This window comes from Streptomyces sp. NPDC048415, from assembly GCF_040651675.1.
GTDB lineage: Bacteria > Actinomycetota > Actinomycetes > Streptomycetales > Streptomycetaceae > Streptomyces.
In genome coordinates, this window is the sequence record NZ_JBEZKJ010000010.1 from 1 (window position 1) to 11,482 (window position 11,482).

General features: G+C 69.9%; 10 protein-coding genes and 1 pseudogene. 4 read left to right on the forward strand and 7 right to left on the reverse strand.

Going from position 1 to position 11,482, the window contains the following annotated elements; genetic code table 11:
• Positions 1 to 191: 191 nt before the first annotated feature.
• From AB0D27_RS09905 to AB0D27_RS09920, 4 genes are all read right to left on the reverse strand, one after another.
• Positions 192 to 782: a malonic semialdehyde reductase gene (locus AB0D27_RS09905; protein ID WP_362504709.1), complete on the reverse strand. Its 591-nt coding sequence runs from the start codon at positions 780 to 782 to the stop codon at positions 192 to 194.
• Between the two features lie 572 nt (positions 783 to 1,354).
• Entirely contained in the window at positions 1,355 to 1,591 is a 237-nt protein-coding gene (locus AB0D27_RS09910; protein WP_362504712.1) for an exodeoxyribonuclease VII small subunit, read from the reverse strand.
• Positions 1,592 to 1,600: 9 nt separating this feature from the next.
• Entirely contained in the window at positions 1,601 to 2,809 is a 1,209-nt protein-coding gene (xseA, locus tag AB0D27_RS09915; protein WP_362504715.1) for an exodeoxyribonuclease VII large subunit, read from the reverse strand.
• Between the two features lie 130 nt (positions 2,810 to 2,939).
• Positions 2,940 to 4,310 (reverse strand): APC family permease, encoded by a 1,371-nt coding sequence (locus AB0D27_RS09920; protein ID WP_362504718.1) that lies wholly within the window; start codon positions 4,308 to 4,310, stop codon positions 2,940 to 2,942.
• A gap of 97 nt (positions 4,311 to 4,407) precedes the next feature.
• Here AB0D27_RS09920 and AB0D27_RS09925 point away from each other — a divergent pair, with 97 nt between their 5' ends.
• Together AB0D27_RS09925 and ppgK are read left to right on the forward strand one after the other, a co-directional pair.
• Complete coding sequence (locus tag AB0D27_RS09925; protein WP_362504721.1) at positions 4,408 to 5,427, forward strand: 4-hydroxy-3-methylbut-2-enyl diphosphate reductase; 1,020 nt, start codon at positions 4,408 to 4,410, stop codon at positions 5,425 to 5,427.
• Positions 5,428 to 5,477: 50 nt separating this feature from the next.
• Positions 5,478 to 6,227 carry a polyphosphate--glucose phosphotransferase gene (ppgK, locus tag AB0D27_RS09930; protein WP_362504724.1) on the forward strand — a complete coding sequence of 250 codons (750 nt, stop codon included), beginning with the start codon at positions 5,478 to 5,480 and terminating at the stop codon, positions 6,225 to 6,227.
• Between the two features lie 406 nt (positions 6,228 to 6,633).
• On the opposite strand, the gene AB0D27_RS09935 is transcribed toward ppgK, so the two are convergent.
• A complete protein-coding gene (locus tag AB0D27_RS09935) occupies positions 6,634 to 7,200 on the reverse strand; it encodes a DUF6542 domain-containing protein (protein ID WP_362504727.1) in 567 nt (188 codons plus the stop codon).
• A gap of 175 nt (positions 7,201 to 7,375) precedes the next feature.
• On the opposite strand from AB0D27_RS09935, the gene ychF reads away from it, so the two are divergent.
• Positions 7,376 to 8,464 carry a redox-regulated ATPase YchF gene (gene ychF, locus AB0D27_RS09940; protein WP_362504730.1) on the forward strand — a complete coding sequence of 363 codons (1,089 nt, stop codon included), beginning with the start codon at positions 7,376 to 7,378 and terminating at the stop codon, positions 8,462 to 8,464.
• A gap of 751 nt (positions 8,465 to 9,215) precedes the next feature.
• Entirely contained in the window at positions 9,216 to 10,190 is a 975-nt protein-coding gene (locus AB0D27_RS09945; RefSeq protein WP_362504733.1) for an alpha/beta hydrolase, read from the forward strand.
• A gap of 18 nt (positions 10,191 to 10,208) precedes the next feature.
• Here AB0D27_RS09945 and AB0D27_RS09950 read toward each other — a convergent pair.
• Positions 10,209 to 10,352: pseudogene (locus AB0D27_RS09950) on the reverse strand (AAA family ATPase); the annotation flags it as partial.
• 648 nt (positions 10,353 to 11,000) lie between these two features.
• Entirely contained in the window at positions 11,001 to 11,450 is a 450-nt protein-coding gene (locus AB0D27_RS09955) for an SRPBCC family protein (RefSeq protein ID WP_362504736.1), read from the reverse strand.
• Positions 11,451 to 11,482 lie beyond the last annotated feature (32 nt).

An 11,482-nucleotide genomic window follows, 5' to 3' on the forward strand; every position in this document is an offset into this window, starting at 1 on the left:
CTGGGCCCGGGGCGCCACGCCCGGGGTCCCCGCCCCGGCGTCGTCCGCGGCACTCACAATTTGGGCGCCGGCGCTTAACACGTGTAAACCGCCATGGACGCGAGTGTGGCCCCCCGCACAACACCCGGGGCCCCCTCACTCGGGTAAGTCCGGCTGGCGTCCGGCTGGCGTCCGGCTGGCGTACGACCGGATCAGACGGTCGTGATGACCTCTTCGGCCGCCAGGCGCGGGGAGCGCGGGAACCAGGCGTCCTCGCCCGGCTTGCCGATATTGACGATCATCAGCGGGGTGTGGTCGCCGTCCAGGAACTCCTTCTGGACGCCGGCGAAGTCGAAGCCGGTCATCGGGCCGGCGGCCAGGCCCGCCGCGCGGACGCCGATGATGAAGTACGCGGCCTGCAGCGCGGCGTTCAGGGCGGCGGCACCCTCACGAGCCGGGCGCTCGGCGAAGAAGACGTCCTTGGCGGCCGGGAAGTGCGGGAAGAGGGTCGGCAGCTCCTCGTGGAACTCGTTGTCCGCGGAGAGGATCGCGACCAGCGGGGCGGCGGCGGTCTTCGGCTGGTTGGCCTCGGCCAGGTGCGGGACGAGACGCTCGCGGGCCTCGGCGGAGCGGACCAGGGTGATGCGCAGCGGCGACTGGTTGAAGGCGGTCGGGCCGTACTTGACCAGGTCGTAGATCGCCTGCACCTGCTCGTCGGTCACCTGCTCGTCGGTGAACGTGTTCGCGGTGCGGGCCTCGCGGAACAGCAGGTCCTGGGCGGTGGGGTCAAGAACGAGAGACATGACAAACCTTCTCGGGAAGTCCGGTGGATCCGGGGGGTCGGCTGACAACACCGACAGTACGTCGAAGAGGTTTAAAGTTCAACCAAAAAGGGGCGAGGTGATCCGCTTCACAGGTCAAGAGGGGGTGGGCGCGACCGCCGTCATGCCTGGGGAGGGCGGGCCGCCGCTTACGCGGGGCCGATTGCTGGGGCATGGGCGGCCATGGGTGGCGCGGGCCGGAGGGGGACGTCGGCGACCTCGGCTCACGCGGGCCGTAGCCGGACGTCGGCGACCGCGGCTCATGCGGGCCCGTGCTGGGCATGGGCGGCCAGCGCTTGAGTGGGCGGGAGTCGCTTACGCGGGAGAGCCGCCGCTGACGTGGGCCGGATGTCGCTTACGCGGGAGAGCCGCCGCTGACGTGGGCCGGATGTCGCTTACGCGGGCAGCCGCCGCTTACGTGGCTCGGCCCTCGCTTACGCGGGCCGGTCGCCGCTCAGGGGCAGGTCGCCGGGCTGACCATGTCGCCCGGTCGCCGGGGTGATCACGTAGGCCGGGTGCCGGACCGATCACGTCGGCCGGGCGCCGATGGACGCTCACTCGGAGTCGGTGTCCTCACCTTTCTCCGACTCCTCCTCGGCCAGCGCCGCGTCCAGCCGGGCCCGCGCGCCCTCCAGCCAGCGCCGGCAGACCTTCGCCAGCTCCTCGCCCCTCTCCCAGAGCGCGAGGGATTCCTCGAGGGTCGTACCGCCCGCCTCCAGACGGCGTACGACCTCGATCAGCTCGTCCCGTGCCTGCTCGTACCCGAGCGCCTCGTCCACCTTGCTGGTCATGCGCCCACCCTATGCATCGACTCGAACCGTGAATTCGCCCTCGGCGACCCGCGCCCGCAGCGGCTCGTCCGCCGTGACCTCCGCCGGGTCCCGGACCACATGACCGTCGGCCCGCTGCAGCACCGCGTACCCCCGCTGGAGGGTCGCGGCGGGGGAGAGGGCCACCACGCGCGCGTGGGTGTGCGTCAGCTCCGAGTCGGCGCGGTCGAGCTGGTGCCCGAGGCAGCGCCGGCCCCGGTCGAGCATCGAGGCGACCTGGTCCGCCCGCTCGTCGACCATGCGGTGCGGATCCTCTATCGAGGGCCGGGCCAGCGCGTGCGCGAGCCCGCGCTCCTCCCGCTCGATGAACGACCGCACACAGCGCCGCGCCCGGTCCCGAAGGAACCGCACCCGCTCGTACTCCTCGCCGACGTCCGGTACGACCTTCTTGGCGGCGTCGGTCGGCGTGGACGCGCGCAGGTCGGCCACGTGGTCGAGCAGCGGATTGTCGGGCTCGTGTCCGATGGCCGACACGACGGGCGTACGGCAGGACGCGACCGCCCGTACGAGCTGCTCGTCGGAGAACGGCAGCAGGTCCTCCACGCTGCCGCCGCCCCGCGCCACGATGATCACGTCGACGTCGTCGAGCGCGTCCAGATCCTTCACGGCCTGCACGACCTGTGGAACGGCGTGCACGCCCTGCACGGCGACGTTGCGCACCTCGAAGCGGACGGCGGGCCAGCGGTGCCGCGCGTTCTCCAGCACGTCCCGCTCGGCGGCGGACGCCCGCCCGCAGACCAGCCCGATGAGCTGCGGCAGGAAGGGCAGCGCCTTCTTGCGCTCGGGCGCGAACAGGCCCTCACTCGCCAGCGACTTCTTCAACTGCTCGAGCCGGGCGAGGAGTTCCCCGACCCCGACCGGCTTGATCTCGGCGGCCCGCAACGACAGCTGTCCCCGCGGCGCATACCACTCAGGCTTCGCGTGGACGACGACGCGGGCGCCCTCGCTCACCACGTCGGCCACCGCGTCGAACACCTGCCGATAGCAGGTCACGCTCACGGAGATGTCGTACGACGGATCGCGCAGCGTCAGGAAGACGACGCCCGCGCCCGGGCGCCGCGACAACTGGGTGATCTGCCCCTCGACCCACACCGCGCCGAGCCGGTCGATCCATCCCCCGATGAGCCGCGACACCTCGCCGACGGGCAGCGGGGCGTCCGCGGACGTGTTGAGTGCCATGCGCCCGAGCGTAACGGCCGCCACCGACAGTGCCCGCACTCGTGCCGTGGCCGTTCCGAACGCGCCTGGCACCGGTGCCTCTGCCCCACCCGTGCCACCCTGGCGGCACGATGGCCCGCAGCTGGAACGGCTACGCCTCCGGGGTGACCCGCCCGCGCTGGGCCACCAGCACCGCCAGTCCCACCACCAGCCAGATCGCCCCCACCACTTGGGCCGTCCCCGACGCCTCGACGATGACCGCGATGGTGATCGCGGCGCCGAGGACCGGGACCAGGACGTGCCGCCACCACACCACGGGGCCTCCCCGGCGGCGTACGGCGAACCAGCCCACCACGCTCGCGTGCAGCAGCGTGAACGCGGTCAGCGCGCCGATGTCGACCACGGACACCAGCTTGTCGAGGCCGTCGTCGCGGCAGGCGGCCCAGACCGCGGCGACCAGCGTGATGACGGCCGCGCACAGCAGCGCCGCCCGCGGCACTCCCGCGTCGGTCCGCGACAGCGCCCGCGGCAGCCGGCGGTCACGGGCCATCGCGAAGACGAGGCGCCCGGCCGCGGCCTGCCCGGCGAGCGCCGCGAACGCCGCGCCGATCGCCTTGCTCACGGCCACCAGGTTGTGCAGCCACGAACCGACCGAGGAGTCCACCGCGTCGTAGAAGGCAGACCCCTGCTTGCCGGGGTCGGCGGCGAGCCGCGCGGACGACAGCGGCTCCAGCAACGCCACCAGATACGTCTGCGCCACGAACAGCACACCCGCCAGCACCAGGCAGAACAGCACCGCGCGGGCCACCTTCTCCGAGCCGCCCGTGACCTCCTCCGCGAAGGTCGCGATCGCGTCGAAGCCCAGATACGACAGCACGGCGACCGAGACGGCACCGATCACCGCGGACAGCGCGAACGCGCCCTGTGTGCCGTCCCCGGACAGCGGTGACAGCCAGTCGCGGTGGGCCCCGTGGCGCGCGAGCATGACGATCGCCGACACGACGAAGACAAGGAGGACCACGATTTCCATCGCGAGCACCAGGAAGCCGACCTGAGCGGCGGCCCGTACGCCCCACAGGTTCAGCAGCGTGGTGATGACCACGGCGAGCGCGGTCCACACCCACCGGGAGACGCCCGGGACCAGCGAGTTCATCGCGATCCCGGAGAACAGGTACGCCACCGCCGGGATGAGCAGATAGTCCAGCATCGCCATCCACCCGGCGATGAACCCGGCCTCGTTTCCGAGCCCCACGCGCGCGTAGGCGAATACCGAACCCGCCTGGGGGACGACGCGGACCATCTGGGCATAGCTGAATGCGGTGAACGCCATCGCGACCGTGGCGACGAGGTAGACCAGCGCGACCGCCCCGTGCGACTTGGCGTCGAGGGTCCCGAAGACACCGACCGGGGCCATGGGGGCGATGAACAGCAGCCCGTAGACGACGAGATCCCGGAAGCCGAGGCTGCGGCGCAGCTCCTGTTCCTCGTCCGCCGCGCCGGCCGAGGCCTCCGTGTCGGACATCGATTCCTCCCGAGAGTCGCGCCTGGCCCCACCCCTCCCAGCTCCCCATCAGTCTCCCCAAGGAGGCGATCTTTGACCCGCCGAGCGCGGCCTTACGATGGGGGGCATGACTGCTTCGCCTGGCCGCCGTGTCCTGCTCGCCGCCCCCCGGGGCTACTGCGCGGGCGTGGACCGCGCCGTGATCGCCGTCGAGAAGGCCCTGGAGCAGTACGGGGCCCCGATCTATGTCCGCCACGAGATCGTCCACAACAAGTACGTCGTGCAGACCCTGGAAAAGAAGGGCGCGATTTTCGTCGAGCAGACGGCGGAGGTCCCCGAGGGAGCCATCGTCATGTTCTCGGCGCACGGCGTCGCGCCTGTAGTCCACGACGAGGCCGCGGCCGGCAAGCTCGCCACCATTGACGCGACCTGCCCGCTGGTCACCAAGGTCCACAAGGAAGCCGTCCGCTTCGCGAACGAGGACTTCGACATCCTCCTCATCGGCCACGAGGGCCACGAGGAGGTCATCGGCACCTCCGGCGAGGCGCCCGAGCACATCACCCTGGTCGACGGCCCCGAGGACGTCGCCAAGGTCGAGGTCCGCGACCCGTCCAAGGTCGTCTGGCTGTCCCAGACCACTCTGTCGGTCGACGAGACCATGGAGACGGTCGACGCGCTGAAGGTGAAGTTCCCGCAGCTCATCTCCCCGCCGAGCGACGACATCTGCTACGCGACGCAGAACCGTCAGCTCGCGGTGAAGCAGATGGGCGAGGAGGCGGACCTGGTCATCGTCGTCGGCTCCCGCAACTCCTCCAACTCCAAGCGGCTCGTCGAGGTCGCCAAGCTCGCGGGCGCGCGCGACGCGTATCTCGTGGACTTCGCCGACGAGATCGAGGAGGCGTGGCTGGAGGGCGCGACGACGGTCGGTGTCACCTCGGGCGCCTCCGTCCCCGAGGTCCTGGTCGAGCAGGTCCTGGAATGGCTGTCGCAGCGCGGTTTCGAGGACGTGGAGCTCGTCAAGGCCGCCGAGGAGTCCATCACCTTCTCGCTGCCGAAGGAGCTGCGCCGCGATCTGCGCGCGGAGGCGGCGGCGCTGATCGAGCAGCGGACGACGGGCACGGCATCTTCGGCCGAGTGACGGCACCCCTCGACCGCGTGACTGTCAGTCGTACGTCGTAACGTAGGGCCATGCAGATCTTCGGCGTGGACATTGGCGGATCCGGGATCAAGGGCGCCCCCGTGGACCTGGACCGCGGGGACCTCACCCAGGAGCGCTTCAAGGTGCTCACCCCGCATCCGGCGACGCCCGACGCGGTGGCCGACGGCGTGCAGGAGGTCGTCGGCCACTTCGGCTGGACCGGCCCGGTCGGCATCACCTTCCCGGGCGTGGTCACCGGCGGCGCCACCATCCGTACGGCGGCCAATGTCGACAAGGGCTGGATCGACACCGACGCGCGCGCCCTGCTGAGCGAGCGGCTCGGCGGCCTTCCGGTGACCGTACTGAACGACGCGGACGCGGCGGGCGTCGCCGAGACCCAGTTCGGCGCCGGGCGCGACCGCCGGGGCACGATCATCCTCCTCACCTTCGGCACGGGCATCGGCAGCGCCCTCTTCATCGACGGTGAGCTGGTGCCCAACACAGAACTGGGCCACCTGGAGCTGAACGGGCACGACGCGGAGAAGCGCGCCTCCACGAAGGCCAAGGAGGACCACGAGCTGACGTGGGAGCAGTGGGCGCATCGGGTCACGAAGTACCTCGCCCATGTCGAGATGCTCTTCTCCCCGGAGCTCTTCATCATCGGCGGCGGTGTCAGCCGCAAGTCCGACAAGTTCCTGCCCCTGATCGAGGGCATCAAGGCGGAGATCCTCCCGGCGCAGCTGCAGAACAACGCCGGGATCGTGGGGGCGGCGATGAGAGCGGCGAAGACAGCGGGGTAGGCCCCGGTTCGGGGAAGGGGGTCGCGGGCAGGGCGCGACCGCCGGCCTCGGCGCCGGCGTCCACCGCGCCGACCACTGCTGTTTCGAGCCGAGCCGAGCCGAGCCGTCGCCGAGCCGAGCCTTCCCACCACCCGGGATGGGTGGCGCGTCTCGCCCGTCCTTCCGGCAGCTGGGTTGCTTCGGCGTCGTTTCGAGCTGAGCCTTCCAGCCGGCCGAGGACGGGTGGGCGTGGTGGAATCCCGCCGCGAAGCGACGAAAACCCACCATCGACCTCCCGGCCGAGGACGGGTGGGCGTGGTGGGAACCTGCCGCGAAGCGACGAAAACCCACCATCGACCTCCCGGCCGAGGACGGGTGGGCGTGGTGGGAACCTGCCGCGAAGCGGCGAAAAAACCCACCACCGACCTCAGGTCGGCCGGCGACGCATGGAAGCCTCCGCCCGGCGCTGGGCGGCCCGTCGGCTCATGAGCCGAATCTTCCGCGCGGTCACGATGACCCCCGCGACCAGCGTCCCCCCGTACAGCCACCCCGCCTGGAAGGCGAGCCCGGTCACCAGCCCCATGAGGCGCCCCCCGAGCCCCCCGCCGCCGTCGGCGACCGGCAGCAGCCCGAACGCGAACGCGATCGGCACGACGACGGGCGCGCTCACCAGGTCCCCCCGCCGCACCCACACCGCGGTCAGCGCGCACACCGGCAGAAACAGCACCCCGTACACCGTCGTCGACGCCCCGAACAGCAACTGGTCGAGACAACCGAGCGCGAACATCGACGCACTGCAGAACAGTCCGCTGCCCAGCCCGGTCAGCCGCGGATTCGGCATCCGCCGCGCCGCCTGGACCAACGGCGGCACCGGCCGCCGCGCCCCCGAGGAGCCCCGCCGAACACCGTCGGCCGCGCCCCGCCCGGCCTGCGCGGGAACGGGCATGCCGCGTCGCGGTCTGTACTGAGGGGGACGCGTCCTGTGTTGCTCCACCGGACCAACTTAGGTCGGTTTATGTGTCGAATAGCCCCTGGGACACGCCGAAGGCACGCGGAACAACGGCCGATGGGCAGAGCTTGGCCAAGCGTTCGACACGTCGCCGGTGCGGGTCCGTGCACGCCGTAGACTGGTGGATCGTCCTCCACCCTCATGTACGGGAAGTCGCAACGTGTCGCTCACGATCGGAATCGTCGGTCTGCCCAATGTCGGCAAGTCGACCCTGTTCAACGCCCTGACCAAGAACGACGTGCTCGCGGCCAACTACCCGTTCGCCACCATCGAGCCGAACGTGGGCGTGGTCGGCGTCCCGGACGCCCGTCTCACCAAGCTGGCCGAGATCTTCGGCTCGCAGCGCATCCTCCCGGCGACCGTCGATTTCGTCGACATCGCGGGCATCGTGAAGGGTGCCTCGGAGGGCGAGGGCCTGGGCAACAAGTTCCTCGCGAACATCCGTGAGTCGGACGCGATCTGCCAGGTCATCCGCGCCTTCAAGGACGAGAACGTCGTGCACGTCGACGGCAAGGTCTCGCCCAAGGACGACATCGAGACGATCAACACCGAGCTGATCCTCGCGGACCTCCAGACGATCGAGAAGGTCCTGCCGCGTCTCCAGAAGGAGTCGCGCATCAAGAAGGACATCGCTCCCAAGGTCGCGGCGGTCGAGGCGGCGAAGGAGATCCTGGAGAGGGGCGACACGCTCTTCTCGCAGGGCATCGTCCAGGGCTCCGGCAACGAGGAGCTGCTGCACGACCTGCACCTGCTCACCACCAAGCCGTTCCTCTACGTCTTCAACGTGGACGAGGACGAGCTGGTCGACGACGACTTCAAGGCCGAGCAGCGCGCCCTGGTCGCCCCCGCCGAGGCGATCTTCCTCAACGCCAAGCTGGAGGCGGACCTCGCCGAGCTCGACGACGAGGACGCGATGGAACTCCTGGAGTCGGTGGGCGCCGAGGAGCCGGGCCTGACCACCCTCGCCCGCGTCGGCTTCAACACCCTCGGCCTGCAGACCTATCTGACGGCCGGCCCCAAGGAATCCCGCGCCTGGACCATCAAGAAGGGCGCCACTGCCCCCGAGGCCGCCGGTGTCATCCACACCGACTTCCAGAAGGGCTTCATCAAGGCCGAGGTCATCTCCTTCGAGGCCCTCGTCGACACGGGCTCAGTCGCCGAGGCCCGCGCCAAGGGCAAGGCCCGCATGGAAGGCAAGGACTACGTCATGCAGGACGGCGACGTGGTGGAGTTCCGCTTCAACGTTTAGCGGCCGCGAGATCGTGGACGCGGTGATTTAGCAAACGTGCAGGTCAGTTGGGGTCGGCCCGAGTCGGGGTCGGCCCCGTTGGCGTGCCCGTGGCTGGATCCGTGCTGGATTTTCTGACGTTTCGTCATCTGTCGTCATCCGTTGTTCTCCGTACGCCGGCTGGATCGATAAGCCGCTGGCCAGTTGTGGAGCGCTGGCGATCCAGGCGGTCATCCAGGTTCGCCGGTAGGGGACGCTGGCTGCATACCTCGTGTTGTTGAGCCTCAAGTCCTCGGGATGAGACCACCGTTTGCTGCTCGGTGCCGGAGCCGATGGTGTCATTCGGTGGCGTCGGGAGCGGGCTGGGTCGTCAGCAGCAGATTCAGCCGTCGCGCAGCTCGCTGTCTTCCTACTCCTGGAGCGGGGTGCGTGGGCCTGTTCGGCCGTGATCCGTCACGAAGTGGCTTGCGGTCGGGCAGGACGCGGTTGGCGCGCACCCGGCACAGCAGGTCGGCTCTCTGCTCAAGAGTCCGCGTCGACCCGCTCGGCGGGGTTCACTCCTCAGGTCAGCAGCCAGTCGAGCCAGCGCGTTGCGCACGGCGCTGACGGTCATCGGAATTCACAGGGGCACGACGTGGATTCCGAACACCCTTTGCCTCCGGCATTCACTCCTAAGGCCCCCTTCTTTCACCCGGTTGGAGTGCTGGCCGAGCCTGCCGGTGCGGACGCGTGAACACTCCGTGTCATAGATCTCACGGAAAGCGAGAACGGCATGGCAGCATTTCCGGTCCCCGGTTCACGGCGCCGAATACGTCGCGCACACGTCATGGCGGCCGGGTGCGCCGTGGCCATGTGCACGGCCCTGGCGGCCCCTGTCGCCGCGGACGGCGGCACGACCACGACCAAACCCACCATCGTGCTGGTGCACGGGGCGTTCGCGGACGCCTCCAGCTGGAACGGGGTAGTCGAACGGCTCGAACGCCGTGGCTACACCGTCATCGCTCCCGCCAACCCGCTGCGCGGGCTGTACAGCGACTCCACCTACATCGCCTCCTTGCTGGACAGCATCAAGGGCCCTATCGTGCTGGCGGGTCACTCATACGGCGGCGCCGTGATCAGCACGGCCGCTGCGGGCAACGCCCGGGTGAAGTCCCTGGTGTACGTATCGGCGCTGATGCCCGACGTGGGCGAGAGCGGAATGTCCCTGGGGGCCAAGTTCCCCAGCGAACTCGGCACCGCCACGAAGTCCGTTCCCTACCGGGCCGGCGGCGTCAGCGGGACAGACCTGTACCTCAAGCCCGACAGGATCCATCCGGTCTTCGCCGCCGACCTGCCGGAAAACACCACGAGGGTCATGGCGGTCACCCAACGACCTGCGGCAACGACTGCGTTCTCGGAGACGGCCAAGGTGGCCGCCTGGAAGCACATCCCGTCGTGGGTCCTCGTCGCGAAGCAGGACAAGACCATCAATCCCGACCAGGAACGCTTCGAGGCGAAACGCGCGGGTTCACACACGGTGGAGATCGACTCCTCCCACGTGGCCATGGTCTCCCACCCCGACGCGGTCACCGACCTCGTCCTCCAAGCCGCCACGGCGGCCGATTCCGCCCGGCCTGCGCTGGCCGCCTCCGGAACCACCCATGACGCCCGGGCCGAGACCGCACTCACCGGCATCGCCGCCGGCTCGTTGATCGCCGGTACAGGAGCCCTCCTGCTGGGCCGCCGCCTGAGGCGCTCCCGGCCCTGACAATGCTCCGGGACGGCGTCATCCTGCTGCGGCGTACTGGGCGGCGGCCCGGGCCTGGGTGATAGCGAGACGGTAGGTTTCGGTGCCGGTCTGGATGAGGTTGCCGCCGAAGGTGAGCCGGTCGACTATGGCCGCGCAGAGCCGGGGATCGGTGAAGTCTCGGTGACGTCGAAGCTGTGCGGAGCGCGCGTGATGAGCGTGGTGTCCTGGAGCGGAGAGTCCGTCGTGGTGGAGTCGGCTGGGACGAGCAGGGCGGGCGCCCAGCCCGCTCATCACCGCCCACTGGCCGGTCGTGACGACCAGGCCGTAGCCCTGCAGTCCCGTGGGGATGGACGCCGGGGTGTACGGCGCTCCCAGCATCGCCTCGAGCGCGCCCACTCCGGCCTCCGCGCCCACCACGTTGCGTACCGCAAGGCTCGCGCCGACGGTGCCGTGCACGGCTACCACGCCCGGGATCAGCACCAGTAGCAGCCCGGTGGCGACCGCGTCGGCGTTCGCGCCGTACTGCGTGCCCAGCCGGGCGCTGTTCGCGGCGCCGTTCATGGTGCTGTCGTCCGAGACAAGGGGCAGCGCGACGGCGACTGTATGCGCAGCCGGTAGGCATCGCCGAGCAACGCGCTGCGCGGCGCCGCCGGTTCACCGCGGCCGGCGACGCGCCCGTCCTGCAGGACCGTCACGTCGTCGGCGAGGGCGTGGGTCGAGACGAACACGGTGTGCCCGTAGTCGGCAAGCTTGGGTTTACTTGGCGGCTCGGCCCCTTCGTCATGCCCGGCCCCGATGCATGCCGGCGACCCACCCCAGGCCCGCGCCCTACGCGGCGCCGCTTTCGAGCAGTTCCTTGAGCCTGTGCTCGTCCCTCGGCATTTCCTTGCGTGCCTTGCGGCGGACGACCAGGGGTACCAGCAGTTTGCCCATGCCGTGGCCCTCGAAGTCGAGGTCGATGGTCACACGCGACCGTTCGCCGTCGCCGAGCGGCTCGATCGTGCCCTGGACCTCGCTCCTGACGGGCCCGTCGATGCCCCGCAGATGCCAGCCGTGCGGCGGGTCGATATCGGTGACCTCCATGGTCATCGGGAACTCCCGGGTGCCCATGCGCCGGGTCACCACCACCCGGGATCCCACGGTCATCGGCATCTCGTCCAGCGGCCGTACGGCCACGACGCTCTCCTGCCATTCGATGAGGTGGGTGGGGTCGATCAGGTAGGAGTAGATGTCCTCGGGTCGGCGAGAGATGTCTACGCTCTCCTTGATGGCGGACATTTCGCCTCCTTTGTCGGCTTCTGCCCCAATGA

Excerpts from the sequence above, each read along its gene's own strand:
- ppgK (WP_362504724.1), top strand. The coding sequence starts at position 5,478 with ATGCAGATCTTCGGCGTGGACATTGGCGGATCCGGGATCAAGGGCGCC.
- AB0D27_RS09920 (WP_362504718.1), bottom strand. The coding sequence starts at position 4,310 with ATGTCCGACACGGAGGCCTCGGCCGGCGCGGCGGACGAGGAACAGGAG.
- AB0D27_RS09925 (WP_362504721.1), top strand. The coding sequence starts at position 4,408 with ATGGGGGGCATGACTGCTTCGCCTGGCCGCCGTGTCCTGCTCGCCGCC.
- AB0D27_RS09945 (WP_362504733.1), top strand. The coding sequence starts at position 9,216 with ATGGCAGCATTTCCGGTCCCCGGTTCACGGCGCCGAATACGTCGCGCA.
- AB0D27_RS09910 (WP_362504712.1), bottom strand. The coding sequence starts at position 1,591 with ATGACCAGCAAGGTGGACGAGGCGCTCGGGTACGAGCAGGCACGGGAC.
- AB0D27_RS09955 (WP_362504736.1), bottom strand. The coding sequence starts at position 11,450 with ATGTCCGCCATCAAGGAGAGCGTAGACATCTCTCGCCGACCCGAGGAC.
- AB0D27_RS09905 (WP_362504709.1), bottom strand. The coding sequence starts at position 782 with ATGTCTCTCGTTCTTGACCCCACCGCCCAGGACCTGCTGTTCCGCGAG.
- xseA (WP_362504715.1), bottom strand. The coding sequence starts at position 2,809 with ATGGCACTCAACACGTCCGCGGACGCCCCGCTGCCCGTCGGCGAGGTG.